Source organism: Polaromonas sp. UC242_47 (assembly GCF_044452385.1).
Lineage (GTDB): Bacteria > Pseudomonadota > Gammaproteobacteria > Burkholderiales > Burkholderiaceae_C > Polaromonas.
Window position 1 is genome coordinate 2667490 of sequence record NZ_JBIOAO010000001.1, and the last position, 26227, is coordinate 2693716.

The 26227-nt window shown below is 61.6% G+C and carries 33 protein-coding genes and 3 pseudogenes; 12 read left to right on the forward strand and 24 right to left on the reverse strand.

Going from position 1 to position 26227, the window contains the following annotated elements:
* Positions 1-4 precede the first annotated feature (4 nt).
* From cysW to ACHMXK_RS12975, 6 genes are all read right to left on the reverse strand, one after another.
* Positions 5-922 carry a sulfate ABC transporter permease subunit CysW gene (cysW, locus tag ACHMXK_RS12950; protein ID WP_397440929.1) on the reverse strand — a complete coding sequence of 306 codons (918 nt, stop codon included), beginning with the start codon at positions 920-922 and terminating at the stop codon, positions 5-7.
* Positions 919-1797 (reverse strand): sulfate ABC transporter permease subunit CysT, encoded by an 879-nt coding sequence (gene cysT, locus ACHMXK_RS12955; RefSeq protein WP_318408685.1) that lies wholly within the window; start codon positions 1795-1797, stop codon positions 919-921. The genes cysW and cysT overlap by 4 nt, the downstream gene beginning before the upstream one ends.
* 4 nt (positions 1798-1801) lie before the next feature.
* Positions 1802-2794, reverse strand: coding sequence for a sulfate ABC transporter substrate-binding protein (locus ACHMXK_RS12960; RefSeq protein ID WP_397440932.1), 993 nt, complete (start codon positions 2792-2794; stop codon positions 1802-1804).
* A complete protein-coding gene (locus tag ACHMXK_RS12965; RefSeq protein WP_397440934.1) occupies positions 2791-3390 on the reverse strand; it encodes an RBBP9/YdeN family alpha/beta hydrolase in 600 nt (199 codons plus the stop codon). Before ACHMXK_RS12965 ends, ACHMXK_RS12960 begins: the two co-directional genes overlap by 4 nt.
* Positions 3391-3430: 40 nt before the next feature.
* The gene (locus ACHMXK_RS12970; RefSeq protein WP_397440936.1) at positions 3431-4072 is read right to left on the reverse strand and encodes a peroxiredoxin; all 642 of its coding nucleotides are present in this window, start codon (positions 4070-4072) and stop codon (positions 3431-3433) included.
* Between the two features lie 541 nt (positions 4073-4613).
* The gene (locus ACHMXK_RS12975) at positions 4614-5519 is read right to left on the reverse strand and encodes a LysR substrate-binding domain-containing protein (protein ID WP_397440938.1); all 906 of its coding nucleotides are present in this window, start codon (positions 5517-5519) and stop codon (positions 4614-4616) included.
* A 168-nt stretch (positions 5520-5687) separates the two neighbouring features.
* On the opposite strand from ACHMXK_RS12975, the gene ACHMXK_RS12980 reads away from it, so the two are divergent.
* Positions 5688-6338 carry an FMN-dependent NADH-azoreductase gene (locus ACHMXK_RS12980; RefSeq protein ID WP_397440940.1) on the forward strand — a complete coding sequence of 217 codons (651 nt, stop codon included), beginning with the start codon at positions 5688-5690 and terminating at the stop codon, positions 6336-6338.
* An 83-nt stretch (positions 6339-6421) separates the two neighbouring features.
* Here the strand turns inward: ACHMXK_RS12980 and ACHMXK_RS12985 are convergent, their stop codons facing one another.
* A complete protein-coding gene (locus tag ACHMXK_RS12985; RefSeq protein ID WP_397440942.1) occupies positions 6422-6970 on the reverse strand; it encodes an NADPH-dependent FMN reductase in 549 nt (182 codons plus the stop codon).
* Between the two features lie 200 nt (positions 6971-7170).
* Here ACHMXK_RS12985 and ACHMXK_RS12990 point away from each other — a divergent pair, with 200 nt between their 5' ends.
* The 4 genes and pseudogenes from ACHMXK_RS12990 to ACHMXK_RS13005 all read left to right on the forward strand — a co-directional run bounded on the left by ACHMXK_RS12990 (position 7171) and on the right by ACHMXK_RS13005 (position 10097).
* On the forward strand, positions 7171-7743 hold the full coding sequence (locus ACHMXK_RS12990; RefSeq protein ID WP_397440943.1) for a DUF1003 domain-containing protein: 573 nt from the start codon (positions 7171-7173) through the stop codon (positions 7741-7743).
* Positions 7740-8162, forward strand: coding sequence for a VOC family protein (locus tag ACHMXK_RS12995; protein ID WP_397440945.1), 423 nt, complete (start codon positions 7740-7742; stop codon positions 8160-8162). Before ACHMXK_RS12990 ends, ACHMXK_RS12995 begins: the two co-directional genes overlap by 4 nt.
* 103 nt (positions 8163-8265) lie before the next feature.
* Positions 8266-8643: a PH domain-containing protein gene (locus ACHMXK_RS13000; RefSeq protein WP_397440947.1), complete on the forward strand. Its 378-nt coding sequence runs from the start codon at positions 8266-8268 to the stop codon at positions 8641-8643.
* A 156-nt stretch (positions 8644-8799) separates the two neighbouring features.
* Positions 8800-10097: pseudogene (locus ACHMXK_RS13005) on the forward strand (MATE family efflux transporter).
* Here the strand turns inward: ACHMXK_RS13005 and ACHMXK_RS13010 are convergent.
* Positions 10081-10419: a hemagglutinin gene (locus tag ACHMXK_RS13010; protein ID WP_397440949.1), complete on the reverse strand. Its 339-nt coding sequence runs from the start codon at positions 10417-10419 to the stop codon at positions 10081-10083. The pseudogene ACHMXK_RS13005 and the gene ACHMXK_RS13010 sit on opposite strands and share 17 nt — an antisense overlap.
* Before the next feature lie 68 nt (positions 10420-10487).
* Here ACHMXK_RS13010 and ACHMXK_RS13015 point away from each other — a divergent pair, with 68 nt between their 5' ends.
* Positions 10488-10700: a hypothetical protein gene (locus ACHMXK_RS13015; protein ID WP_397440951.1), complete on the forward strand. Its 213-nt coding sequence runs from the start codon at positions 10488-10490 to the stop codon at positions 10698-10700.
* A 32-nt stretch (positions 10701-10732) separates the two neighbouring features.
* Here ACHMXK_RS13015 and ACHMXK_RS13020 read toward each other — a convergent pair whose 3' ends face one another.
* The 11 genes from ACHMXK_RS13020 to ACHMXK_RS13070 form a co-directional block, all read right to left on the reverse strand.
* On the reverse strand, positions 10733-10996 hold the full coding sequence (locus ACHMXK_RS13020; RefSeq protein ID WP_397440953.1) for a UBP-type zinc finger domain-containing protein: 264 nt from the start codon (positions 10994-10996) through the stop codon (positions 10733-10735).
* 41 nt (positions 10997-11037) lie between these two features.
* Positions 11038-12756: an FAD-dependent oxidoreductase gene (locus ACHMXK_RS13025; RefSeq protein ID WP_397440955.1), complete on the reverse strand. Its 1719-nt coding sequence runs from the start codon at positions 12754-12756 to the stop codon at positions 11038-11040.
* A 190-nt stretch (positions 12757-12946) separates the two neighbouring features.
* Positions 12947-13600, reverse strand: coding sequence for a DNA oxidative demethylase AlkB (alkB, locus tag ACHMXK_RS13030; RefSeq protein WP_397440957.1), 654 nt, complete (start codon positions 13598-13600; stop codon positions 12947-12949).
* A 35-nt stretch (positions 13601-13635) separates the two neighbouring features.
* The gene (locus tag ACHMXK_RS13035; protein ID WP_397440959.1) at positions 13636-14427 is read right to left on the reverse strand and encodes a 2OG-Fe(II) oxygenase; all 792 of its coding nucleotides are present in this window, start codon (positions 14425-14427) and stop codon (positions 13636-13638) included.
* An 84-nt stretch (positions 14428-14511) separates the two neighbouring features.
* The gene (locus ACHMXK_RS13040; protein ID WP_397440961.1) at positions 14512-15063 is read right to left on the reverse strand and encodes a DsbA family protein; all 552 of its coding nucleotides are present in this window, start codon (positions 15061-15063) and stop codon (positions 14512-14514) included.
* Between the two features lie 30 nt (positions 15064-15093).
* Positions 15094-15543, reverse strand: a complete 450-nt coding sequence (gene trxC / locus ACHMXK_RS13045) for a thioredoxin TrxC (RefSeq protein WP_397440963.1) — start codon at positions 15541-15543, stop codon at positions 15094-15096.
* Positions 15544-15573: 30 nt separating this feature from the next.
* The gene (locus ACHMXK_RS13050) at positions 15574-15807 is read right to left on the reverse strand and encodes a hypothetical protein (RefSeq protein WP_397440965.1); all 234 of its coding nucleotides are present in this window, start codon (positions 15805-15807) and stop codon (positions 15574-15576) included.
* Positions 15794-16150 (reverse strand): hypothetical protein, encoded by a 357-nt coding sequence (locus ACHMXK_RS13055; RefSeq protein WP_397440966.1) that lies wholly within the window; start codon positions 16148-16150, stop codon positions 15794-15796. The genes ACHMXK_RS13050 and ACHMXK_RS13055 overlap by 14 nt, the downstream gene beginning before the upstream one ends.
* 208 nt (positions 16151-16358) lie before the next feature.
* Positions 16359-17153 carry a MetQ/NlpA family ABC transporter substrate-binding protein gene (locus tag ACHMXK_RS13060; protein ID WP_397440968.1) on the reverse strand — a complete coding sequence of 265 codons (795 nt, stop codon included), beginning with the start codon at positions 17151-17153 and terminating at the stop codon, positions 16359-16361.
* Positions 17154-17328: 175 nt separating this feature from the next.
* Positions 17329-17994 (reverse strand): methionine ABC transporter permease, encoded by a 666-nt coding sequence (locus ACHMXK_RS13065; RefSeq protein ID WP_397440970.1) that lies wholly within the window; start codon positions 17992-17994, stop codon positions 17329-17331.
* Between the two features lie 3 nt (positions 17995-17997).
* On the reverse strand, positions 17998-19044 hold the full coding sequence (locus ACHMXK_RS13070) for a methionine ABC transporter ATP-binding protein (protein ID WP_397440972.1): 1047 nt from the start codon (positions 19042-19044) through the stop codon (positions 17998-18000).
* Between the two features lie 390 nt (positions 19045-19434).
* On the opposite strand from ACHMXK_RS13070, the gene ACHMXK_RS13075 reads away from it, so the two are divergent.
* The 4 genes from ACHMXK_RS13075 to ACHMXK_RS13090 all read left to right on the forward strand — a co-directional run bounded on the left by ACHMXK_RS13075 (position 19435) and on the right by ACHMXK_RS13090 (position 21572).
* On the forward strand, positions 19435-19728 hold the full coding sequence (locus ACHMXK_RS13075) for a GYD domain-containing protein (RefSeq protein ID WP_397440974.1): 294 nt from the start codon (positions 19435-19437) through the stop codon (positions 19726-19728).
* Positions 19729-19803: 75 nt separating this feature from the next.
* Positions 19804-20109: a panthothenate synthetase gene (locus ACHMXK_RS13080; protein ID WP_397440976.1), complete on the forward strand. Its 306-nt coding sequence runs from the start codon at positions 19804-19806 to the stop codon at positions 20107-20109.
* A gap of 216 nt (positions 20110-20325) precedes the next feature.
* Positions 20326-20598, forward strand: coding sequence for a DUF4242 domain-containing protein (locus ACHMXK_RS13085; protein WP_397440978.1), 273 nt, complete (start codon positions 20326-20328; stop codon positions 20596-20598).
* A 155-nt stretch (positions 20599-20753) separates the two neighbouring features.
* The gene (locus tag ACHMXK_RS13090; RefSeq protein WP_397440980.1) at positions 20754-21572 is read left to right on the forward strand and encodes a class I SAM-dependent methyltransferase; all 819 of its coding nucleotides are present in this window, start codon (positions 20754-20756) and stop codon (positions 21570-21572) included.
* A gap of 43 nt (positions 21573-21615) precedes the next feature.
* On the opposite strand, the pseudogene ACHMXK_RS13095 reads toward ACHMXK_RS13090, so the two are convergent.
* Positions 21616-21713 (reverse strand): annotated as a pseudogene (locus ACHMXK_RS13095) (transporter); the annotation flags it as partial.
* Between the two features lie 157 nt (positions 21714-21870).
* Here ACHMXK_RS13095 and ACHMXK_RS13100 point away from each other — a divergent pair.
* Complete coding sequence (locus tag ACHMXK_RS13100; RefSeq protein WP_397440982.1) at positions 21871-22113, forward strand: panthothenate synthetase; 243 nt, start codon at positions 21871-21873, stop codon at positions 22111-22113.
* A 135-nt stretch (positions 22114-22248) separates the two neighbouring features.
* On the opposite strand, the gene ACHMXK_RS13105 is transcribed toward ACHMXK_RS13100, so the two are convergent.
* Positions 22249-23547 (reverse strand): lytic murein transglycosylase, encoded by a 1299-nt coding sequence (locus ACHMXK_RS13105; protein ID WP_397440984.1) that lies wholly within the window; start codon positions 23545-23547, stop codon positions 22249-22251.
* 109 nt (positions 23548-23656) lie between these two features.
* Complete coding sequence (locus ACHMXK_RS13110; protein WP_397440986.1) at positions 23657-24238, reverse strand: YSC84-related protein; 582 nt, start codon at positions 24236-24238, stop codon at positions 23657-23659.
* Positions 24239-24485: 247 nt separating this feature from the next.
* Between ACHMXK_RS13110 and ACHMXK_RS13115 the strand changes: the two are divergent.
* Positions 24486-25104, forward strand: a pseudogene (locus ACHMXK_RS13115) (aldo/keto reductase).
* Positions 25105-25159: 55 nt separating this feature from the next.
* Here the strand turns inward: ACHMXK_RS13115 and ACHMXK_RS13120 are convergent.
* Entirely contained in the window at positions 25160-25375 is a 216-nt protein-coding gene (locus ACHMXK_RS13120; protein ID WP_318408646.1) for a molybdopterin-binding protein, read from the reverse strand.
* A gap of 33 nt (positions 25376-25408) precedes the next feature.
* Positions 25409-26227, reverse strand: coding sequence for an ATP-binding cassette domain-containing protein (locus ACHMXK_RS13125; RefSeq protein WP_397440988.1), 819 nt, complete (start codon positions 26225-26227; stop codon positions 25409-25411).

The window sequence follows — 26227 nt, forward strand, 5'->3', positions numbered from 1 at the left end:
TCAATCACAACGCACCAAGCGGTGCGGCGGGGGTGGGAGGCCGCTCCGGCGGCAAGTCGGCCGCGGCTTTTTGCTCCTGCTCGGCGCGCCACTCGGCCACCGACTTGATCAGCAGCGTGACCAGCGCCAGCAGTGCCAGCAACGAGGCCACGGCAAAGGCGGCCACCGACTGGTATTCGTTGTACAAAATTTCCACGTGCAAGGGCAAGGTGTTGGTCTGCCCACGGATGTGGCCGGACACCACGGACACCGCGCCAAACTCGCCCATGGCGCGAGCGTTGGTCAATATCACGCCGTAGACCAGGCCCCACTTGATGTTGGGCAGGGTCACATGCCAGAAGGTCTGCCAGCCGGTGGCGCCCAGCACGATGGCGGCCTGCTCTTCGTCGCTGCCCTGGGCCTGCATCAGCGGGATCAGCTCGCGGGCGATGAAGGGAAAAGTCACAAACACCGTGGCTAGCACAATGCCTGGCACCGCAAAAATGATCTTGATGTCATGTGCCTGCAACCAGGGGCCGAACCAGCCCTGGGCGCCGAAAAGCAGCACATACATCAGGCCGGCGACCACAGGCGACACCGAAAACGGCAGGTCCACCAGGGTCGTCAAAAAGGACTTGCCGCGAAACTCGTACTTGGCAATCGCCCAGGCGGCGGACACACCAAACACCAGATTCAGCGGCACGGCAATCGCGGCAGCGATCAGGGTCAGTTTGATGGCCGACCAGGCGTCGGGTTCTTTCAGTGCGGCCAGGTAGGCGCCGAAGCCCTTGCGCAAGGCTTCGGTGAAGACGGCGGCCAGCGGCAGCACCAGGAAAAGAAACAGGAAGACCAGCGCGATACCGATCAAGGTGTAGCGAACCCAAGGTGCTTCGGTGGTCCCGGCCCTGGCGCCGGCAGTGTTGGTACGGGCAGTGGCACTCATGCGGGCGCCCCTGTGTTGCGCCGCTGCCAGGCTTGCAGCGCATTGATGACCAGCAGCAGCACAAAAGAAATCACCAGCATCACCACCGCCACGGCCGTGGCGCCGGCGTAGTCGTATTGTTCGAGCTTGCCGATGATGATCAGCGGCGTGATTTCGGAAATCATGGGCATGTTGCCGGCGATAAAAATCACCGAGCCGTACTCGCCAATGGCACGTGCAAAAGCCATGGCAAAGCCCGTCAGCAGCGCCGGCGCGATGTGCGGAAGAATCACCTTGGTGAAAATCTGCAGGCGTGTTGCGCCCAGCGAGGTGGCGGCTTCTTCAAGCTCTTTTTCGGCGTCTTCCAGCACCGGCTGCACAGTGCGCACCACAAACGGCAGGCCGATAAAAATCAGCGCAATCACCACACCGGCCGGCGTGAAGGCCAGTTTGATGCCCAGCGGCTCCAGGTATTGGCCTATCCAGCCATTGCCGGCCAGGATGGCGGTCAGCGAAATGCCGGCCACGGCGGTGGGCAGGGCAAAAGGCAAATCGACCAGCGCATCGACAATTTTTTTGCCGGGAAATTTGTAGCGCACCAGCACCCAGGCGACCAGCAAACCAAACACCAAATTGACCAGCGCCGCAATCAGCGAAGCGCCAAAGGTCAGGCGGTAAGAGGCCATGACACGCGGCGACGTCACCGCCGCGATGAACTGCTCCCAGCTTAACGAGAACGTCTTGAACAACAGCGCCGACAGCGGAATCAGCACAATGATGCTGAGATAAAACAGCGTGTAGCCCAAGGTCAAACCGAAACCCGGCAGGACTTTTTTGGCGGCACGCCGGGCCGGCAGCGCCGGGGGCGGCGCCGCGGAAAGGGTCGCGGCAGTCATGTAATTACTTGACGGTGTAGATCTTGTCGAACAGGCCACCGTCGTTGAAGTGGACTTTTTGCGCTTCGCTCAAGGAGCCGAAATAGTCCTTCACCGTGAACAGCTGCAATGGCTTGAAGATGTTGGAATATTTTTTCAGGATGGCTTGCGAACGTGGGCGCAGCGCATGTTTGGCGGCGATCTCCTGGCCTTCATCCGAGTACAGGTAGTTCAGGTAAGCCTTGGCGAGTTCGCCCGTGCCTTTTTTGGCCACGGTGCGTTCGACCACGGCCACCGGGTTTTCCGCCACGATGCTGACGGACGGGTAAATCGCGTCAACCTTGCCTTCGCCAAACTCGCGATTGATGGACAAGACTTCGGACTCAAAGGTGATCAACACGTCGCCAATGTTGCGCTGCAGGAAGGTGGCGGTGGCGTCACGCCCGCCCTTGGCCAGCACCGGCACGTTTTTGTAGAGCTTGCTGACAAACTCGGCGGCCTGCGCATCGGTGCCGCCGTTTTTGCGCACCGAGCCCCAGGCGCCCAGGTAGGCGTAACGGCCGTTGCCGCCGGTTTTGGGGTTGACCACAATCACCTGCACGCCGGGCTTGATCAGGTCGTTCCAGTCCTTGATGTTTTTGGGGTTGCCGTTGCGCACCAGGAACAACATGGTCGAGGTGGTGGGCGAGGCGTCATTCGGAAACCGTTTGGCCCAGTCTTTGGCCACCAGTCCCTTGTCGGCCAGGAACTCGATGTCGGTCGTGGTATTCATGGTCACCACGTCGGCGTCCAGGCCGTCGGCCACGGCGCGCGCCACGGCGCTGGAGCCGGCGTGGGACTGGTCCACCTTGACATCTTTGCCGGTGGTCTTTTTGTAGTTGGAAATAAAGGCCGCGTTGTAGTCCTTGTAGAACTCGCGCGCCACGTCATAAGAGCCGTTGAGCAGGGTCTGGGCAGACGCCAGGCCGCCTGTGGCCAGCGCGATGGATGCAAGAGCGAGTTTGATTTTGGAGGTCATACAGTTTCCAGAGAAGCAGAGGAAGAAGGAAAAGAAGAAGAGGAAGAAAGCGATTGATGCAGGCGCGAGGCCACGGGCGCATCACCGGCCAGCGATTGCAGCAGGGCCGCACCCAGCGGCCATTCGCCGTGGCCCGATTCGATGTTGATGTGGCCGCCATCCTGGATGCGGACAAATTCACTGCCCCAGGCCCGGGCATAAGCCCCGGCCAGGCGCACCGGGCAATACGGGTCGTTGCTGCTGGCCACCAGCACGCTGCGGTAAGGCAACTTCTGATACGGCACGGGCGCAAAGTCGCTCAGGATGGCGCGCCGCTCCGGATCGGCCGGCGCCACAAGCAAAGCCCCGTGGATACGGGCCGCCACCTCGGCCGGCAGATGCGCCGTGGCAATACAGCCCAGGCTGTGCGCCACGATGACCACCGGCTCCTGTTGCAGCAGGATGGTGCGGGCCAGCGAAGCCACCCAGGCCGGACGCGAAGGCGTGATCCAGTCGTCCTGCTGTACCCGCACGGCATCGTCCAGGCGGTCGGCCCACAGGCTTTGCCAGTGGCCGGGGCCGGAGTCGCGCCAGCCGGGAACAATGATGAAACGCACGCTGCGAGGCCGATCTTGGAGTGGTTACTTCTTTGAGTGGTTACTTGTTAGGCTGCGGCGTGATGCGCAGATACGGCCGCACGGCATTAAAGCCTTTGGGGAAACGCTGGGCCAATTCGGCCGGATCCTGGATGCTGGGCAGGATGACCACGTCGTCGCCGTCTTTCCAGTTGACCGGTGTCGCCACCTTGTGGCCGTCGGTCAGTTGCAGCGAGTCGATCACACGCAGGATTTCGTCGAAATTGCGGCCGGTGCTGGCGGGATAGGTAAAGGTGGTGCGTATGACCTTTTTCGGGTCGATGATGAACACGCTGCGCACGGTGGCGTTGGTCAGCGCCTTCGGGTGAATCATGTCGTAGAGGTTGGCCACGGTTTTGTCGGCATCGGCCAGGATGGGGAAGTTCACCGTGGTGTTTTGCGTGTCGTTGATGTCGCTCACCCATTGCTGGTGCGAGTCCAGCGGGTCCACGCTGACGGCGATAGGTTTGACGCCGCGTTTGGCAAATTCACCGCTCAGGGCCGCAGTTTTGCCGAGTTCCGTGGTGCACACCGGGGTGAAATCAGCCGGATGCGAAAACAACACCACCCATGAATCACCCGCCCATTCGTGAAAAGAGATGGTGCCGGCGGTGGATTCCTGCGTGAAATCGGGGGCGGTGTCGCCAAGTCTGAGAGTCGCCATAAAGTGCTCCTGATGGGTTGCGGGTGCTACAAAAAACACCATGACAATCATTGTGGAGAGCAAAGGCTAAAACTCAAAAGAATATATCGCTCTTAATTTATCTCCATAAATGAATATAAAGATTTACAAACCCGGCACCGAGGCTTACAAAACACGGCCGCCGGCTTGCACCACAAGGCTTGCCCGGCTCGCCTGTTACGCAACAAACCCGGCTGCTGTCCCCGTCACACAACCGGCCCCAAACGACCAGCCACTTGCGTTCACCACTGCGCGGCCCTGTGTGCGGCATGGCTTGCGGCATTTGCCGCGCCCGCCCGCGGCGTTGATACAAGATTTGCCTGTCGTGGCCTGTTCAAGCGGGCCTTGGCCTTACGGAAGGCCGGGCTGGAGTGAACCTCCTGACCCGCGGCGGATGATGACAATACACAGCGAAAAATCGGCTGGCGTCTGACCAACGCTACGATTGAACATCAAATATGCCTCCAGCCCAATTACTACGGGCGCAAGCAGCTATCAAAACAAGAGCGGCTCAGGGGCGCCGTTAAACCAGCCGGTCGCCCTGCATGTGTTCCCCCAGGAAATCCAGAAAGCTGCGCACCGACGGCACCTGGCCGCGGCGTGAGGGAAACACCGCATGCACCACGCCCGGCGGGGGCGCCCAGCCCGGCAAGACCGGCACCAGCAACTGGGCTTGCAACTCGGCCTGGCTGATGGTGTCCGGCAGAAAACTGATGCCGCTGCCGGCCATCACCGCCAGCTTCAGGGTCAACAAATCGTCGGCCACAAAACGCGGCTGGTGCTGGAGCACAAACTCCTGGCCCTCGGGGCCTATCAGCGTCCAGCTGCTGCGCCCGTCGCTGGCCGACATGGCGATGGTGTCAAGCCTGGCCAGGTCTTGCGGCCCCTTGGGCGTACCCTGGCGCTGCAGTTGCGCCGGGCTGGCCAGCAACTGGCCGCCCGTGGCGCCCAGGTTTTTGATCACCAGGCTGCCGCTGTCATCCAGGGTGGGCCGTACCCGCAGCGCGACATCGATGCCCTCCTCCACCAGGTCCACCACGCGGTTCGTCACGCGCATGTCCAGCTTCACCTGCGGGTGTTTGGCCAGGTAGCGCGGAATCAGATAACCCAGCGTGCCCTGCGCCAGAGTCACCGGGCAGGTCACACGCAAGGTGCCGCGCGGCTCCATCTGCATCTGCGCCACCGCTTCGCCGGCGGCCAGTGCCTCTTCGCGCATGGCCACGCAGTGGCGCAGGTAAAGCGCGCCGGCCTCGGTCAGCGACAGTTTGCGCGTGGTGCGCTGCAGCAGCCGCACGCCCAGTTGCGCCTCCAGTTCGGCCACACGCCGCGACAAGCGCGATTTGGGTAAACCCAGCGCCCGCCCCGCCGCCGCAAAACCGCCCCGCTCCGCTACCTCGGCGAAATACACCATGTCGTTCAAATCCTGCATGTGGGCGTTCCTCAAAGGTTTGATGGCTCCAATTGTCCCACCAATAGAACAATTAATCGCAATTTTGCCGACTTATCAATCAATCGACTCAACAGCACAATCTATCCATGGCTGCGATTCACGGTGAACACGGCCACCACCCGATTCACATCTTCAAAGGAATTCATCATGAGCAAGCTTCTTCACATCGACTCCAGCATTCTTGGCGGCAACTCGGTTTCGCGCCAACTCACGGCCCAGATCGTTGCCTCCTGGCGCGCGGCCAATCCGGCCACCGAAGTCAGCTACCTGGACCTGGCCGTGGACACGCCCAGCCACCTCTCGGCCGAGTCCCTGGGTTTTCGGGCGCCCGCAAGTGCTGAACTGAGCGATGTGCAAAAGCGCGAAAACGCCGTGTCCGAAGCCCTGGTGTCACAGCTCCTGGCCGCCGACGTGATCGTCGTGGGCGCACCGATGTACAACTTCACCATCCCGACCCAGCTCAAGGCCTGGATTGACCGTGTGGCCCAAGCCGGCCGTACCTTCAAGTACACCGAAACAGGCCCGGTTGGCCTGGCCACCGGCAAAACCGTGATCGTGGCGTCCACCCGCGGCGGCGCTTATTCCACCAGCGATGCCGGCAATGCGATGGAACACCAGGAAAGTTTCCTGAAAACCGTCTTTGGTTTTATGGGCATGACCGATGTGCGTATCGTGCGCGCCGAAGGCCTGGCCATGGGTGATACCGCCAAGGCGGCGGCGGTGACGGCCGCGGCCCTTGAGATCAAGGCGCAAGTCCAGACGGCGGCCAACCAGGAACAAGCTGCCCTGGCCGCCTGAGCCCACGAAGCTGATGTGGCGCTGATCAGGCGCTGCAATCAAAAAAGCCCGCAGCTGCGGGCTTTTTTTTTCGGACTGTCTTTTTAACGCGGTTTTTTGACAAAGGCCACGTAAGCATCCATCCAGCCCTGCAAAAACTTTTTGATGCCATCTCCAGCGCTGCCGTCCGCATTGAAAACCCCCTCTTTGGCCTGGACAAAAGCCTCGGGCTGGCCCAGTACCGGCACGTCGAGGTAAGCCAGAACGTTGCGCAGGTGCTGCTGGGCCAATGCCGTGCCAATGGCGCCGACGGAGATTCCGATCACCCCTGCGGGTTTGCCGGCCCAGGCGCTTTGCCCATAAGGGCGCGAGGCATGGTCAATCGCATTTTTCAGCACACCCGGCATCGAGCGGTTGTACTCCGGCGTGACAAACAACAAACCCTGTGACTCCAGGATGTGCGACTTCAGGCGTTTCACCTGTTCGGCCGGATGGCCATCGTCGTCCTGGTTGTACAGCGGCAAGTCGTCAATCCGCACCTGCTCGAACAAGAAGTCGGACGGTGCCAGTTTGGCCAGCGCCAGCGCCAGCTTTTTGTTAAACGAATCCTTGCGCAGACTGCCGACAACAACGGCAATTTTGTATTGAGCCATGAGCTTCTCCTGGAAAAGAGGGTGGACGGGATTTGAAAATGAAGTGGCCCGCCCATTATGCGGAGTGGCCGGGAATCGTGCTGGCCATGCAAGGGGCCGCAACGACGAGCGACGGAGGTTCAGAATGCAGGCATGCCCCCGCACAGCGGTTTTACGCTACGCCGGGCCCCGCTGACCACCCGAACTCACGTCAAGCCACCATGAAAAAACCTGAAGAGATTGCAGCCAAGCAGCTGGGCATGCCGTACGAAGCCCTGGACGAACGCACTCAAAAAGTGGCGCGCCACATCGCCGGACGCAAACACATCGCCAGAAACACGGTCACGGAGTTTGATGCCAGGACCACCACCGGCCAACGCGCCGCCGATCTGGTGGCGGGTTTTGGCGGTTCCTGGACATTCATCATGATCTTCGCGGTGGTCCTGGTCGCCTGGGTAGGCCTGAACTCGCTGATTCTGGCCAGGTACAACACGAGTTTTGACCCCTACCCCTACATCCTGCTCAACCTGGTGCTCTCCATGCTGGCCGCGATTCAGGCGCCCATCATCCTGATGTCGCAGAACCGGCAAGCCGAAAAAGACCGGCTCAGTGCAGAACATGACTACGAAGTCAACCTGAAGGCCGAGCTTGAAATCATGCTGCTGCACGAAAAGCTGGACTTGTTGCGGGAAGGCCAATGGGGTGAACTGCTGGCCATTCAGAAGGAGCAGCTCAGCCTGCTGGCGGGGCTGATTGAAAAAGGCAAAACAAACCCTGAGGAGAAACCCACATGAAACCCCGCATCAGCCTCATCACCCTGGGCGTGGACGACCTGGAACGCGCACTGATGTTTTATCGCGACGGCCTGGGCCTGAAGACCGAGGGCATCATCGGCACAGAGTTTGAACATGGCGCCGTCGCCTTTTTTGAGCTGCAGGCCGGGCTGAAGCTGGCGCTCTGGCCGCGCCAAAGCCTGGCGCACGATACCGGTCTGCCCGCTGGTCAAGCGAATCCGACCGAATTCAGCCTGGGGCACAACGTTGGGTCCAAAGCCGAGGTTGATGCTGTGATGGCGCAAGCCGCCACGGCCGGCGCGACTATCGTGAAACCGGCGCAGGACACCTTCTGGGGCGGTTATGCCGGCTACTTCCAGGACCCGGACCAGCATGTGTGGGAAGTGGCGTGGAACCCGCAGTGGGAGCTTGCGGATTGAACCAACGTTAGAACCCTGTTCAAACTCACAGCCTAGAATGACTTGGTCCAGGCCACGCGCCTGGCATCAAGATCTCAACAACGATTGTCACCAAGGATTTTTCATGGGCTTGCTGGACGGAATATTGGGGAATGCGTCAAAGATCGATGCCGGCAAGATTCAGCAAGAATTCAGTCAGATACTCTCCACGGGCGAGCAAGTCGAACATGCTTACCAATTGATCCGTGACTACTTTGTGTTCACCAACAAGCGTCTTGTTCTCGTCGACAAACAAGGCATGACGGGCAGCAAGGTGGAATACCACTCGATTCCCTACAAAAGCATCACGCATTTCAGCGTGGAGACCGGCGGCCATTTCGACCTCGATGCCGAACTGAAAATCTGGATTTCCGGGATGGCTGCGCCTGTACAAAAGCGCTTCAACAAGAAACTGAGCATTTATGAAGTGCAAAGTGTTCTGGCAGCTTATATCCTGCGCTAAAAATTCATGAAACCACCTGCCATGACCGAACCCACCCCAGACCGGGCCGTGGCCGGCGAAATGACTGCGCCAGCGGCCCCCGCTGCCGCGGCACGGCGCCGCCCGCCCACGCCCAAAGGCCCGCTTTGGAAAATTTTTCTGGCGTTTCTCGCGCCCATGTTGCTCAGCAACATCCTGCAGTCGCTCTCGGGCACGCTCAACAATGTCTATCTGGGCCAGATGCTGGGCGTCGGCGCGCTGGCGGCGGTGTCGAGTTTTTTCCCGGTGATGTTTTTCTTCATTGCCTTCACCATAGGCCTGGGCGCCGGCGCCTCGGTGCTGATCGGCCAGGCCTGGGGCGCGGGTGATGTCGGCAAGGTCAAGGCCGTGGCCGGCACCACACTCACGGTGGGTGTGGCCTTCGGGCTGCTGGTCGCGGTGTTTGGCGGCACCTTCACCCGGCCCATGATGGACCTGCTCGGCACGCCGCCCGACATCCTGGCAGACGCCACGGTGTACGCCCGCATCATGCTGATCGCGATGCCGGGGCTGTTTGTGTTTTTGCTTTCGACCGCCATGTTGCGCGGCGTGGGCGACACGGTCACGCCGCTGTACACGCTGGCGATTTCCACCGTGATCGGCCTGCTGCTCACGCCGGCGCTGATACGCGGCTGGTTCGGCCTGCCCATGCTGGGTGTGGCCAGCGGCGCGGCCGCCACGGTGGTGTCCTTTATCCTGGCCACCACCTGGCTGGGGTTTCGCCTGCGTCGCATCGGCAGTCCGCTGGCACCCGATGCCGCTTTTGCGCACAGCCTGCGTATCAACCCGGGCATCCTGAAAACCGTGCTCAAGGTCGGCGTGCCCACCGGCGTGCAGATGATTGTGATTTCGCTGGCCGAAGTCGCGCTTCTGTCCATGGTCAACAGCTATGGCTCGAATGCCACGGCCGCCTATGGCGCGGTGAACCAGGTGGTGGCTTATGTGCAGTTCCCGGCGATCTCTATCGCCATCACCGCCTCCATCCTGGGCGCCCAGGCCATAGGCGCCGGCCGCGCCGACCAGTTGGGTGCCATCGCCCGTACCGGCCTGATGATGAACCTGGTGCTGACCGGTTCGCTGGTGCTGCTGGGTTATTTGCTCTCGCGTTACCTGGTCGGTTTTTCATCACCAGCGCCCCGGTGATCGAAATCGCCCAGACCTTGCTGCACATCATGCTGTGGAGCACCGTGATCTTCGGCATGGCTTCGGTGTTGTCCGGCGTCATGCGCGCCAGCGGCTCGGTACTGGTGCCCACAGGCATCGCGATTTTCTGCATCATGGCGGTCGAGGTGCCGGTGGCCTGGTTCATGAGCCAGCGCATAGGCATCAACGGCATCTGGATTGCCTACCCGGTGACGTTTATTGCGATGCTGACTTTGCAGACGGCGTATTACCGGCTGGTGTGGAAAAAGAAGGCGATCAAGCGCCTGGTGTGAGCTTCGTCTCGGCGGGACGGCTTTGGGGCAATGTCCCCGGGCGCCCGGCCGCGACGGCAATCGCGGCCCAGGATTTTCCGTCCGCCCGGAGCTGCGCCAGCGACGGCCCAAGGACGTTTCCGTATTGCGCCAGGGACCGCGCCTCTATGGTTGCCAGCACCTCCGGCGGCGTCATGTCGCGGTAGACCTGCTTGAGCTGATTCCGCTGCGCAACCGCCCAGAGCGCCACGCTTTCTTCGGCCATGCCGGACGCCAGCATGCGGGCGACTTGTTCGCCCAGGGTGGTCACCGCGCTTTCGTACCGCCAACGTAAATCGCTCATGGGCACATTCTGCCCATCATTTCACCTGGGCATGGACGGCGTGACCCATAGCCCGCTAGGATGTCTGGATGGACACAAAACTCAATCCGGAGTTTGCGGAGAAAAAAGTCAAAGAGGACAAAGAACTCTGGTGCCAAACCTATGTCCACGTCTGGTCCGACCTGTCCAAAGGGGTCTTCAACAAAGAAGCGATAGAAAAAGCCGCGGACGAACACTGGCAACGCAGCCCACGCTCCGATCCGGTGGAAGTTGCGGTCACGGAATTCATCAAGGTGAAGTGAGGCTAGAGCAGAGGTGAATGGAGGCGCCCGGGCTAGCCCACCTGCAATTCATGCGCATAACACCACATCCAGCCCTCCCCCGGCTCCAGGGACTGGATCACCGCATGCCCGGTCGCGGCATGGTGTTTGGTCGCATGTTTGTTCTTGGAGTCGTCACAGCAGCCCACATGGCCGCAATGCACGCACAGCCGTAAATGCACCCAGCTGTCGCCCGTCCGTAGACATTCTTCACAACCCCGTAAGGAATGGGGTGCATGGATCTCAGCAGGGACATGGGAGCAGGGTTCGATGCGCATGTCAGGACTCCGGGGTTGGAACAGTCTAATGTCATTGCCGGTCAGGCGGCAGTCTTGTTGCCATTCATCGCCGCCAGGTTCTGGTGAATCATCGCCACCGCCGCCGCGCCCTCGCCTATCGCGCCGCCCACGCGTTTGACCGAGCCGCTGCGCACATCACCCACGGCAAAGAGGCCCGGGATGCTGGTCTCCAGCGGCGCGGTTGTATGGGCCGGATCATGGCTGGCGACCTTGTCGCCCGTGAGCACAAAACCATGCGCGTCAATTGCCACGCCACAGTTGGTGAGCCATTCCGTTTCGGGGTCTGCCCCCACAAAGAGGAAGACATTGCGTATCGCGGCTTGCTGCTCGATGCCTTTTTCGCGGTTGCGCCAGCCAATGGACGTCAGGCCTGTCCCAGGGTCGCCTTGCAGCGAAGCCAGCTCCGTATGCGGCAGCAGTTCGATATTGGACGCGGCGTCAATGCGGTCGATCAGGTAGCGCGACATGCTGGCCGCCAGACTGGGGCCGCGCACCAGCATGTTCACTTTGGCCGCATGTTGCGACAAAAACACCGCGGCCTGGCCGGCCGAGTTGCCACCGCCTACGAGTGCGACTTCGGTCTGGCTGCACATCTTGGCCTCCAGCGCGGAAGCCCAGTACCAGACACCGCGGCCTTCAAACTCCGCGAGGCGCGGCACGTCCGGCCGGCGATAACGGGCACCGCTGGCAACCACGGCGGTTCTGGCGCGCAGGTGCCGGCCGTCGGTCAGTTCCAGGCGCAATTCGCCATCGCTGGCCTTGTAGCTGCAATCCAGCGATTTCGCCTGCGCCGGGATCAGCAGTTCAGCGCCAAACTTCTGGGCCTGCACAAAAGCCCGGCCGGCCAGCGCCTGACCCGAGATGCCGGTGGGAAAACCCAGGTAGTTTTCAATGCGCGCACTGGCGCCGGCCTGGCCGCCATAGGCCCGGCAGTCGAGCACCAGCACATGCAGACCTTCCGATGCGGCATACACCGCCGTCGCCAGGCCGGCCGGTCCGGCACCGACGACGATGACGTCAAACAACTCGTCGTGGTCGGCCGTGTCCACCATGCCTATGCAGCGGGCAAGTTCGCCCTCTGTCGGGTTGAGCAGCACCGAACCGTTCGGGCACACCGCCAGCATGTCTGCGGCGCCCGCGCTGTACTGCTCGAGCAGCGCGGCGGCATCTGCGTCCCGGCTGATGTCCATGACGTGGTGCGGCTGGCCGTTGCGGTTTAAAAACCCCTGCAGGCGAATCACGCCCGCCGACTGCGGCTGGCCTATCAGCACCGGACCGCTGGCGCCCGCTTCAATCAGGGCCACGCGCCGCAAAATCAGCGCGCGCACAATGCGCTCGCCCAGGTCCGCCTCGGCAATGATGAGCGCGCGCAACTGCTCGGGTGCGATCAGGAGTGCGTCAACATCGGCCTGTGCATGGCCGTCCACCAGTGAGGGACGGGCCGAGAGCTGGCCCACTTCTGCCGAAAACTCGCCGCGCCTGTGCGTGACCACCGGCACCACATGGCCCAGGCCGTCACGCTGGGTGACGGCCAGTTCGCCCTTGAGCACAACAAACATGCCTGGGCTGGGCTCGCCGGCGGCAAACAGGCGCTCACCGCGCCCGAAGTGCAGCACCTGGCCAAAACGCTGCATGCGCGCGATATCGTCTTCGCTGAGGACAGGAAACATCTGGTGGCGCCGGCTTGTGCCCTCAGCAGGCAAATCGGGAGGCGCGTTGTCAAATGAAGCGTCAGCCATGAGGTAACTCCAGCGTGCCATGACCCAGCGCATCAGGCGCTGAATACACGCCCATTAGACGATGAAAAGCCGGGCGTGGAAACCCTCAGCGACAGGGGCTTGCAGGCGTCAGACCGGCCTCCGATCGCTATGCTTTCGATAGCTTGCCGCGCTTACCCTTCGGAGGCCAGGAGGCTTTTTGACTTAAAAATCAGCCGGCCTGCCGAAAAGTGAGGTTGATGCGGCGCCGGCCCAGCAAGGCGTGTTCGCCGTCGGCCAGCGGCGCAACCCCGTGATAAGCCAGCCGCGCCGGCCCACCCCAGACCACCACGTCGCCGTGGCTCAGCCAGTGGCGCCGCGGGCGATCGCTGCGATGCGAGGTGCCAAACAAAAACACCGCGGGCAAGCCCAGCGACACGGACACAATTGGCGCGGAGAAATCTTTCTCGTCCTTGTCCTGGTGCAGCGAAAGTTTCGCGCCGGGTTCGTACAGGTTGATGAGGCAGGCGTCGGGCCGGAACTGCGCGAAGCCGGCCTGCGCGGCGGCCCGCACCGCGAGGTCCATCCAGCACGCCGGCATCGCCGGCCAGGGCCGGCCCGAGCGCGGGTCCAGCGCGTCGTAGCGGTAACCGCTGCGATCCGACACCCAACCCAGCGGGCCGCAGTTGCTCATGGCCACCGACATGGTGTAGCCGCCGGGGGTAACGAGGTGGCGCAAAGGCGCCTGGGCAATGACATCGTCCAGGGCCTGCAGCAGGGCCGCATCAAGCTCCCGGGCAAAACCGCGCAGCAAGACGGCGCCCGGCGCGATGAGTTCATGCGCGGGCCCGAGTACGGGCAAGTCATCAAAAAGGTCTGCGGTCAAACGGTGTCCTGTTCGTGCAGTCGCGTCCACTCATGCTACTGCGCATCATGAAAAATCACACCCAGTGTGTGGCGATGGCCGGAGCGTAGCTGGCTCACGCCATGGCGCATGTTGACGCGGTAAAAGCCCTTGCTGCCCTGCACCGGCCGGTGGTGCACGGCAAAAACCACCGCATCGCCTTGGGCCAGCGGCACCACCTCGGGCCGCGACTGCATACGCGGGCGCTGCTCGGTCAGCACAAACTCGCCGCCGCTGAAATCTTCCCCCGGCCGCGACAGCAACACCGCCACCTGCAGCGGAAACACATGGTCGCCGTACAGGTCCTGGTGCAGGCAGTTGTAGTCGCCTTCTGCGTATTGCAGCAGCAGCGGTGTCGGGCGGGTCTGCCCTGCCGCATGGCAACGCGCCAGAAAAGCGGCGTGCTCGGCCGGGTAACGAACGTCTATACCCATGGCTTCGTTCCAGCGATTCGCCACCCCCACCAGGCGGGGGTACAAGCTGCTGCGAAGTTCCTGCACCAGCTCGGGCAAGGGGTAGCTGAAATATTGGTACTCGCCCTGGCCAAAACCATGGCGCGCCATCACCACCCGGCTACGGAAATGCTCTGCTTGAGGGTAAAGCCCGGCGATGGCCTGGCATTCAGCGGCGCTCAGCAGTTGAGGCAGCACCACGCTGCCGCGGGTTTGCAAGGTGTCGAGCAGCAAAGGCCACGGCAACGCCGCGCCTGTGGGCGGGGTTTGGATGTGTGGGGTGGAAAACAAGGTCATGGCGCCGAGTTTGGGGCAGCCAGCGCGTTCAGACTCGCCGGAAACGGACATCTGCGTCATGACGCGGCTTTTGCCGAGTTTATGCACAAAAAAGGCATCCAGTCCAGGCAGGACGGACGCAAGCAGCTACGCTATTGATAGCAACTAATTCGCGGCCGCCAATGCCTGCTCAATCGCCTCATGCAGGTGGCGCAGACCGAACGACACGTCGGTGAAATGGCCGTTGACGTAAAACGCCGGCGTGCTGCGCAGGCCCAGGTATTGCCCGCTGTGCAGATGCTCCTGCACACGCTGCAGGTAGACATGGTCGTTCATTTCGTTCTGGAAGCGGGCCAGGTCCAGGTCCAGCCGGCCGGCATACGCGGCCAGGTGTTTTTCTTTGAGGTGTTGCTGGTTCTCGAACAAAAGGTCGTGAAACGGCCAGAACTTGCCCTGGGCCGCCGCGGCCTCAGCGGCTTCGGCCGCCAGTTCGGCATCGGGGTGGACCCGGCGCTGCGGGTAGTGGCGGTAGACAAAACACAGTTGCCGGCCGAAATGTGCACGCAAAACTTTCATGGCCGAATGCGCCTGGGCGCAGGACGGGCATTCAAAATCGCCGTATTCGACCAGCGTCACGCCGGCCGATACCGGCCCCAGGATATGGTCGATGGCCAGGTCGGGCTGGAGCACCGGGTCGGGTTTGGCATGGGCATTCATGGCATGGGCTCCGGAATGCAGCAACAGGCTTCAGCGCAAGTCGGCTGGCAGGTGCGACTGTGCCCAGCGCACGATGTCGGCCGCACCCATGGCACCGGGCTGGCGCGCCACTTCACGGCCACCCACAAAAAGTGCGAGGGTCGGAATGCTGCGAATATTGAATCGTGCGCCCAAGGCGCTGGCTTCTTCGGTGTTGACCTTGGCCACACGAAAGCGGGGCTCCAGTTGCGCCGCCGCCTGTTCATAGGCCGGCGCCATCTGCAGGCAGGGGCCGCACCAGGGCGCCCAGAAATCGATGAGTAGCGGAATCTGGCTGCGGGTGAGGTGGCGCTCAAACGCGGCTTCACCCAGCGCCGCCGGCCGGCCTGTGAACAAGGCCTGGTGGCAACTGCCGCAGTCGGGCGCCTGGGCCAGATCGCCCTGCCTGACGCGGTTGGTGGTGTGGCAGTGCGGGCAGACGATGTGAAGGGAATCAGTCATCGCGCCCGCCCGCTTTGTTGCTGAGCAGGGTTAGCTGCTGCTGGCTTCGTCCAGCGCCTTGCAGGAAGGCGCACACACGGCGTGGGACTTGCCCAGCACCTTGCGTGTGCCCATCTGCGAACGGGGCCGGTGTTTGCCGCACATGAAACACGACATCGTGGCCGCGCCGAAAGATGCGGACGCCACAAAAGGCGAGCCCGACACCTTGGACTTGTAGCGCAGCCCGTCGGCAAGGACAGTGGTTTTGGCATCAGCTCTGGCCATTGGGGTTTCCTTTGTTGGTGGGTGGACGCATTGCGCGTTCTATCGCTTGCCTGGCTTGTTGCTCGGCGCTGAGTGAACTTTCCAGCGGTGAGCGGCACAGGCCGGCGTACTGGTAGTTGATATTTTCGTACAACTCGGCCGCGGCCGGGTGAGTATCGAGCAAAGCCCCCAATGCCAGACCGGGCGCCACATCCTCAAAGGCATGAACCAGGTGGTTCACCACGGAGAGGTATTGCTCAGGCCCGACCGGCTCGGCACTGTGCTCCAGCCGCTCAAGCAACTCGGCCAGCACGTGCGTCACGGTCAGGCTCGCGCTGGATGAAGGGGTTTGGGTGGTAGTCATGCACGGTAGCTGGGGGTTCCCGCCTGAAAATCAAACGCGGGAAGCCTCCATTTTACCAGCCGAATGGCCCCAGGATGCGCAACAGCCCTGCCCTGCCCCTTCCGGCTCACTATTTTTTTCATAGCTGCTTGCGCCCGGTGGACAAGGGGGATAGCCCGATTTATTTAAAAATCAAGCCCAGGCAGTTGCCGTTGGATACACCTGCTGTTTAGAAGCCGGCCTGCACCGAACCCTTGAACTCGGTCTGGATGAACTTGCGGATTTCTTCGGACTGGTAAGCCTTGAGCAACTTGGCGACCCATGGCTTGTCCTTGTCGGCGGCGCGCACGGCCAGGATGTTCACGTAAGGCGACTTGGCGCCTTCCTGGGCAATCGCGTCCTTGGGGTTCAGGCCGGCGGACAGTGCAAAGTTGGTGTTGACGGCCGAGGCGTCCAGGTCGTCCAGCGAACGCGGCAGTTGCGCGGCTTCAAGCTCGACAAACTTGAGTTTCTTGGGGTTCTCGATCACGTCCAGAGGCGTGGCTTTCAGGCCGACACCGGGCTTGAGCTTGATCAGGCCCTTGTCCTGCAGCACCAGCAAGACGCGGCCGCCGTTGGTCGGGTCGTTGGGGATGCCGAAACGCGCGCCCTCTTTCAGCTCGGCCAGGCTTTTGACCTTTTTGGAATACAGGCCGATCGGGAAGTTGACGGTGTAACCCACCGAGACAATCTTGTAGCCACGGTCTTGCACCTGCAGGTCCAGGAAAGGTTTGTGCTGGTAACTGTTGGCGTCGAGGTCGCCGGACGCCAAAGCGGCGTTGGGCTGGATGTAGTCGCTGAATTCGACGACCTGGATGTTCAGGCCGTCCTTGGCGGCGATCTTTTTGACCTGCTCAAAAATCTGCGCGTGTGGGCCGGCGGTGACGCCGATTTTGATCGGTTTGTCCTGCGCCAGCACGCCGGTGGAGAAAGAAGTGGCCAGGGCCAGCGCGAGGGCCGACTGGATAAGCGTACGTTTGTTCATGATGTGTCCTTCTTGAGAAATAACAGGGGAATGAATGAAAAAAATCGGAGAAATCGTTTGCGCACCTGTTTCTTAAGAAAAACAGGGCTCCAGCCCAGACAGGACGGGCGCAGGCAGCTATTAAAAATATAGCATCGTCAACAACGCTGGTAAGCGCTTAGCGGAAGCTGCGCGCTCATTTGTGGCTCAGCCGCCGCACCGCCCAGTCGCCCAGGCTTTGCACCGCCTGCACAAACAGGATCAGCACAATCACCACGGCCAGCATCACTTCAGGCAAAAAACGCTGGTAGCCGTAACGAATACCCAGGTCGCCGAGGCCGCCGCCGCCAATCGCGCCGGCCATGGCCGAATAACCGGTCAGGCTCACAAAGGTGATGGTCAGGCCGCCCACGATGCCAGGCAAGGCCTCGGGCAGCAAGACCTTGAGCACGATCTGCCGCGTGGTGGCGCCCATGGCCAGCGCCGCCTCGATCAGGCCATGGTCGACCTCGCGCAGCGAAGCCTCCACCAGCCGCGCCACAAACGGTGCCGCCGCAATCGTCAGCGGCACCACGGCGGCTGCCGTCCCGATGGACGAGCCGGTGATAAACCGCGTCAGCGGGATGATGGCCACCAGCAGGATGATGAAAGGTGTGGAGCGCACCGCGTTGACAATGCCGCCCACCACGCGGTTCGCCACCGGGTTGTGCAAGACGCCGCCGTCATCGCTGAGCCGCAAATACACACCCAGCGGAATGCCGATCAGCGCACCCACCAGGCCCGAAATGCTGACCATGACCACGGTTTCCCAGAGCGAGCTGACAAACAGCTCCAACAGGGCTTGCGAAAAATTACTGAACATGGCTTAACTCCCCACCTGGTCAACATGGACACCGGCACCGCGCAAATGCGCCACGGCGGCATTGAGTTGCTCGCGCGCACCACGCGCAAACACCGCCAGCGTGCCAAACGGTTTGCCCTGGATTTCGTCGATCTGGCCATGCACGATGGACAGATCTATGCCAAAACGGCGAATCACATCCGACAACAAAGGCCGGTCCGACTCATCACCGGCAAAAGCCAGGCGCAGAAGGCAACCTTCATGGCCCTGTTCGGGGTGTTCGGCACTCATCAAGGTACGGATACGCGCCAGCACACTTTCGGGCAAGTCCTGCGGCACGATTTCGGCGATCAGGCTGCGCGTGGTTTCGTGTTTGGGGCGGGTAAAAACATCAATCACCGGGCCGCTTTCGACAATGCGGCCGGCGTCAATCACCGCCACGCGGTCGGCGACCTGCTTGATCACCTGCATCTGGTGTGTGATCAGCACAATCGTCAGGCCGAATTCCTTGTTGATCTGCTTGAGCAGGCCCAGGATGGAGCGTGTGGTTTCCGGGTCCAGCGCCGAGGTCGCTTCGTCCGACAACAAGACCTTGGGGCGATTCGCCAGTGCGCGGGCAATACCCACCCGCTGCTTCTGCCCGCCACTGATCTGCGCCGGGTAACGATCGCGCAACGCGGTCAGACCGACCAGGTCCAGCAAGGGCTCGACACGTTTTTTGATCTCTTGCGGCGACAGCCCCGCAATCTCCAGCGGCAAGGCCACGTTGTCGTACACCGTGCGTGACGACAGCAGGTTGAAGTGCTGGAAGATGATGCCGATGTCGCGCCGCGCCACACGCAAAGCGTCACCGTCGAGCGAGGTCAGCGCCCGGCCATCCACCAGCACCTGGCCCGAGGTCGGACGGTTCAGCAGGTTGATGACACGCACCAGCGAACTTTTGCCGGCGCCGCTGCGGCCGATGATGCCGAAGACTTCGCCCGGCTGGATATGCAAATCGACGCCTCGCAAGGCCTCAACCGGCCCGGTCGGGCCTTTGTACGTTTGAAAAATACTCTTGAGCTCAATCATGAAAACCCGTCATGGCCGCGCGCATCTCTGGTGAAGGCGTATGGGCTCTTTTTTGGAACAAGGTGGAACTTTACAGGGTTTCCCCTAGACCTCAAAAGAATAATAAATTTATTAGTTAGACGTTTTAGTAGTAATTTGGAGGCGAGGCCTGATACAAGGCCAAATCCGCGCGAGCAGCACTCACCATTTCTGGGCATAGGCGTGGCCGGCAGAGGCTAGTAGCCTGTTGCTGAGGTCATTCGGAGAGAGGGTTGCCGGGCATGCCACACACCGCCACCCTGATCGCCACGCAGGCGCAGTCTGCCGGCACGGGTGACCCTGCGCCAGCACAACGGGGCCGTTGCTGGCCTGTTTGTCTGTCAGGCCCTCTACCCGGACGGAGAACCCAAAATGCTTACCTACATTGCACTTTCCAACTTCACCGATCAAGGCATACGCAACGTCAAGGACACCACCCAACGCGCCGAAGCCGTCAAGGAGGCCGGCAAGAAGTTTGGCGCCAAGATGACGCAGATTTACTGGACCTTGGGGAAATACGACGTGGTGGCCATCATCGAAGCACCCGACGACGCCTCGGCCACCGCCTTTGCCCTGGCCATAGGCATGGCCGGCAATGTCCGCACGCAAACCCTGCGCGCCTACACGGCGACGGAAATGAACGGGATTCTGGGCAAGTTGGGATAAACACCCGACGCTCCCTTGCCCACGGCGTGTGCGGCACCGCCTTCACCTGCCGCAACAAAAGCAGGAGAACCCCTCATGAAAATGTTATTGACGGTCGACATCCCCCATGAACCTTTCAACACCCTGGTCAGAAATGGCCAGGCGGGCAAGCTCCTGGGGCGCATCCTCGAAGCCATCCGGCCGGAGACGGCTTATTTCACGGAGCAAGACGGCAGGCGCGGCGGCATTTTCGTGATCGACATCAAAACGCCGTCTGACCTGCCCAGCTTTGCAGAGCCCTTTTTTCTCAACTTCCAGGCCGACTGCAAATTCCGCATGTTGATGAGCCCTGAAGATTTGCAAAAAGCGGGGCTGGAGGCACTTGGCAAGAAGTGGGCGTGAGATCCGCCTCACCCAGAGGTCAAGCGGGACGCGTTAAAAGCAGCCCGCCCCTTACCTTCAACCTTGGGCAATTGCTACATCGGTTGCGGCAATAACTGACCCCTGATCACGCAGCCTATCAATGCCACAAGGAATCTACGATGCCAGCCGCTACGAGCCGCATGGGTTGCAACGGCGTGTAGTGAAATCCATCGCAACCGCCACAAGGAGATGAACATGCCCAAGTACGTCATCGAACGTGAAATACCCGCTGTTGGAAAGTCCAGCACCGCCGATCTTCAAGGGGTAGCCGTCAAGTCCTGCGATGTGCTGCGGGAGCTGGGACCGTCGATTCAATGGGTCGAAAGCTACGTGACCGACGACAAGATCTATTGCGTCTACATCGCCCCGAATGAAGCGATGGTTCGAGAGCATGCCCGCCTGGGCGGCTTTCCCGCCAACAAGGTGTCGCAAGTCCGAACCATGATAGATCCGACAACAGCCGAATAACCTCGCCAGGTTGTGGGATTGCGGGTGCCATACCTACGCCTCCTGATGACGCACCCAAGCTTTCCCCGTCGGTTCGCCTCTGGCGGCCGCTGAACGCACATGTTCGGCGGCTTCCCGAGTTCTGTTTTTTTAACACGTCAGTTCAGGAGAAAACCATGAGCACCATGACGCCCGAGATGGAATCACTGAAAGTTCGCCTCAAAGCCACCTGGATGGCCGGCGACTACGGACACTTTGCCAAGTACCTGGAACCGGGCGCGCTGACGTTCCTGGAGCGCCTGTCGGTGGCACCGGGAACACGCATGCTCGACGTGGGCTGCGGTGCGGGTCAGATCGCTATTCCGGCCGCGCGCGCCGGTGTCCGTGTGACCGGTGTCGACATCGCGCTGAACTCCATTGAACAGGCCCGCGCTCGCGCCCAGGCCGAGGGACTGGACGCCCGTTTTAACGAAGGCGACGCCGAGATGCTGGCCGTTGCGGATGGGACCTTCGATCTGGTGGTCAGTCTGATAGGCGCGATGTTTGCGCCCCGGCCCGAACGTGTCGCGGCGGAACTGATCCGCGTCTGCCGCCCGGGGGGTCGCATCGTCATGGCGAACTGGACACCTGAAGGTTTCGTCGGCCAGATGTTCAAGACAATTGGCAAACATGTGCCGCCCTCGCCGCTGATGCCCTCGCCCTTGTTGTGGGGCAACGAAGCGACTGTGCGTGAGCGGCTGCAGGACGGGATCACCGACCTGCGCATGACCAAATACCTGTATCCGTTTCAATACCCCTTCGGCCCACCGGAAGTTGTGGAGTTCTACCGCAGTTACTACGGCCCCACGAATCGCGCCTTCGCCGCACTCGACGCTGCAGGACAGGCCGCCTTACGCAGCGACCTGGAGCAGCTGTGGACGCAACACAACCTCGCCACCGATGGCTCGACCCGTTATGAGGCGGAATACCTGGAGGTGTCAGCGACCCGCCTGTAGCCGCAAGACACATCCAAGGGCAGACGCTGGCGCCGTGTGACGCCAGCGCCAGGTGATCGACCGAGCGGGTGGTGATGAGCGAGGTGACGATGCCCACGGTGTTTCGACATCGATTTCGGACCTCACGTCACCACGGATGATTTCCTTGACCTTGCCTTTGAACTGCGTACGTTGATGGCTTGAATCGACTTGGGTTTCCTTGGGGGTTTAAAAAAGCAATAAAAAATCAGATGGCCCAACGGACCTGGGCGACCGGGGCAAACAGCGAGTGGTCGCCGCGTTTGCCCTGGCCATAGGCATGTCGGGCAAGCTCCCGGGGCGCATCCTCGAAGCCATCCAGCCGGAGACGGCTTATTTCACGGAGCAAGACGGCAGGCGCGGCGGCATTTTCGTGATCGACATCAAAATGCTCTCGGACCTGTCCAGCTTTTCAGAGCCCTTTTTTCTCAACTTCCAGGCCGACTGCAAATTCCGCATGTTGATGAGCCCTGAAGATTTGCAAAAAGCGGGGCTGGAGGCACTTGGCAAAAAGTGGGCATGAGATCTTTTTTCGAGCCATTCAAGTCGGCGACACGGCCCTGGCCCATGCGGGTTTTCGGGGGCGGTGTGCGGGGCGCTGGATGGTTGCCGGACAAAAACGCGGCAATAAGCAACATCAAGGCGCGGTGCCGCCCTGTCACTGCAGGCGCTGCAGCAGGTCCAGGCTTGGATAACCGTCCGCCGGCAGGCCCAGGCTGCGCTGGTATTGGCGAATACCGCGTTGCGTGGCTGGGCCCATGGTGCCGTCGGGCGTGCCGCTGTCGAAGCCACGCCCATTCAGCGCCGTCTGCAGCGCCAGCAACTGGCTGCGTGTCAGCGCCTGCAAATCGCGCGGCCAGGGTGCCTGCACCGCGGGGCCGCCAGCCAGCTTTTGCGCCAACAAGCCGACCGCGAGCGCATAGCTGGTCGAGTTGTTGTAGCGCAGGATGGTGCGGAAATTGGGTCCGACCAGGAAGGCCGGCCCGCGTGCGCTGGCCGGCAGCAGAATCGAGGCGCCCTCCATCGCCGGCAGCGGCGCGCCATCCATCGCCTGCACCCCCTGGTCCGCCCAGAAGGACGCCGGCTGTCGCACGTCGGCATCGGCACGCGCGTAGTCGAATCCCGGCGGCAAGCGCACCTCAAGCCCCCAGGGCTGGCCGGCTTGCCAGCCGGAGCGTGCCAGGAAGTTCGCGGTCGAAGCCATGACATCGGGGACGCTGCCCCAGATGTCGCGGCGGCCATCGCCATCGGCATCGACCGCATAAGCCAGAAAATTAGAGGGCAAGAACTGGGTCTGGCCCATGGCCCCGGCCCACGAACCTATCATCTGCGCGCGGGTGATGTCACGATTCTGCAAAATTTTCAATGCTGCGAGCAATTGGCCACGCGCCCACTCCTCGCGTCTGCCCTCGAAGCCTAGCGTCGCCAGGGCGTCTATGGTCGGGATGTCGCCGACGTTGCTGCCGTAATTACTCTCCATGCCCCAGATCGCGACGAGGATCTCAGCCGGAACGCCGTAACGCGCCGTCGTGATATCGATGTCAGGGCGTAATTGCAGCAGCTTGTCCTGGCCGCGGGCGATGCGCTGCGCCGACAGCGCGCCGTCGAGGTAATCCCATACGGTGCGGGTGAACTCGGGTTGTGCCCGGTCCGACGCGATGACGCGCGGGATGAAGCGGACCTTGTCGAATGCGATGTGTAGCGTTGCTTCGTCAATGCCGGCTGCGCATGCGCTGGTGCTGAACTCGGCCACCCAGCGGGCAAACCTCTGGCCGTGTTCGACCTCGCCGGCTACGGCTGGGGTCGGGCTGGCGACAGCCACCGATGGCGCCGGCGCCTTGGTTTCGGCCGGTGGTGCGGAGGCGCAACCCGCAAGGGTGAAAATCGCCAGCACCGTGGGAGCAAGCCAGCGGCGAGCCGAGGCGGGAGAACGAGAGGTTGTTTGCATTCCTTCCATTCTCGCCGTTCCAGGAAATCTGGGTGATCGGACGCCCTGGGTACCCAAGACGACGCACTACGCACGTTGAACACGAACCCGGGCGTACTGCGCACCGCCGTCATCGTCCTTATGACATCTTCAGCTTGGTGATTTTTGTACCCTCCACGGTGAGGTTGGCCATCAATCCCGCATTGGTCATGACGAAAACGTTCACCGGTTGTGTGACCGTGTTCAGGTCGACGTCGCCGTTGGCGCCCGCCTTGATGACGGCCACCGACGCATCGACACCGGCCGTCCACCCTTGGCTGCTGCGGAATTTATCCAGCGCCTCCTGCGTCATGAACACAAAGACGACGGCCTTGGATTGCGCGCCAATCTGCAGTCCGAAGGAAGCCGTCGCCGTGCTGTAGTAATCGACGGTTTTGCCGCCTACGCGCAATGCGCCTTCGCCGTATTCGCCGCCGATTCCCAAGCCGGCTGCCAGCACGGAGGGAAAGACCAGCACGCCGCGTGCTTTGTTCACCAGTTCACGCGAACCGGGCACCGTACTGGACAGCCTGGCCAATGTGGAATTCACGCTGGTATCGATTTCCTGTTTCTTGGCGGACGTGTTCGCCCCGGACATAGGGGTGGTGGTACAGCCAGAAAGCAGCAGCGCGGTGGCGCACAACACGGTTGCCGAATTGACCAAAAAATTTCTTTTCTGCATGGCGATCTCCTACACGGTTGAACGTCAATATCTGCCGCGAAGCCCGATTGGCGTCGGCTTGGCTTGCCAACGTGCATGGATGCGGCAAAACAAGCGTTTTCGCCATACCTTTGGATATGACAAAAACGTGATTCATTGTGAGATCAAATCAGGACTTGTCAAGAACCGGGTTGGCGTTCGATGCCGTTCTGGAAAAGTCCCGTTGTCGTATCGGCAATCCAGTTGATTTCCTGGTCAACAATCGTTCATGCCTGGCCTTGGAAACCCAGGTTTGGTCATTGCCACGAAAGGTGGTTTGCTGCGGCCTAACCGGCGATCATGGGTAGCGGACGGGCGCCCCGAGCATTTGCGGCTGGCCGTCGAAGGCAGTCTGCGGCGCTTGCGGCTGGAGCGCATCGATCTGTATCAGTTGCATGCGCCTGATCCCAAGGTGTCCTTTGCAGAGTCGGTTGGCGCGCTCGCGGATTTACAACGCGCAGGCAAAATTCGCCATCTCGGCCTCTCGAACGTCAGCGTCGTGCAGCTCGAACTGGCACGTCGCATCACGCCCATCGTGTCGGTTCAAAACGTCTACAACTTGCGGGACCGAACCAGCGAAGACGTGCTTGCCGCGTGCGAACGTCTGGGGGATCGCCTTTCTGCCCTGGTACCCGCTGGGTGGCAAATGCGGACTGCGGGCAGGCAAGGTGAAGCAGGTCGCCACGCGGCACGGTGTCACGCATGCCGCCTTGTCCATTGCCTGGCTGCTCGCCAAGTCGCCTGTCATGCTGCCCATCCCTGAGACGCAATCCATTGATCACCTCGAGCAAAACGTGCGCGCAGCCACCCTCAGGCTTGCGCCAGAAGACCTCGATGCTTTGAGGTGATGGGGTCGCTGAAGCTTGCGAGTGGCGGCGCGATTTTTGAGCGGTGTCGAAAGGCTCAGAGCTTGGCAATGGAGACTTCGGTGGCCTTGACCAGCGCCACGACGTCGCTGCCTATCACCAGCTCCAGGTGATCGACCGAGCGCGTGGTGATGACCGAGGTGACGATGCCCCACGGTGTTTCGACATCGATTTCGGACATCACGTCACCGCGAATGATTTCCTTGACCTTGCCTTTGAACTGATTGCGTACGTTGATGGCTTGAATGGACATGGGTTTCCTTGGGGTTTAAAAAACAATAAAAAATCAGATGGCCCAGCGCACCTGAGCCACCGAGGCAAACAGCGAGTGGTCGCCGCGTTCGTTGGTTGGTTCATGGCCGTCCTTGCTGAGCACGCGGTTCAGCACGCGGGCTTCCAGCGCCGCAAAAGCTGCACTGCCGCGCACACGGGGCCGCGCCAGTTCAATGCGTTCGTCCAGCGCAATCCGCCCGTCCTCGATCAGGATCACGCGGTCGGCCAGCGCCACGGCTTCCTGCACATCGTGGGTGACCAGCAAGGCCGTGAAACCTTTGCGCTGCCACAGGCCTTCGATGAGCTGATGCATCTCGATGCGGGTCAGCGCATCCAGGGCGCCCAGTGGCTCGTCCAGCAGCAACAAGCGTGGGTTGTGCACCAGGGCCCTGGCCAGCGACACACGCTGGCGCTGGCCGCCGGACAACCGGGCCGGCCAGTCGCCGCCACGGTCGCCCAGACCAACCTGGGCCAACACATCCTTGGCGCGTGAGCGCTGCGCGGGCGGCAGGCCCAGCGCCACGTTGTCGTAAACACGGCGCCAGGGCAACAGGCGCGAGTCCTGGAACATGATGCGGGTGTCTTCGCGCAGGCCGGTGACCTCTTCGCCGTCAATGCGCAAGCTGCCGGTGCTCGGGCTTTCCAGCCCGGCCACCAGACGCAGCAAGGTGGATTTTCCGCAGCCGCTGCGACCAACGATGGCGACAAACTCGCCGGGTGAAATCGTGATCTCGGTATGGCTGAGCACCTCGCGCGGGCCATAACGTTTGTGCACGTCGTGCACGTCCAGGCGCACGCCGGCAGGGGCAGAAGATGTTGTCGTTGTTGTCAT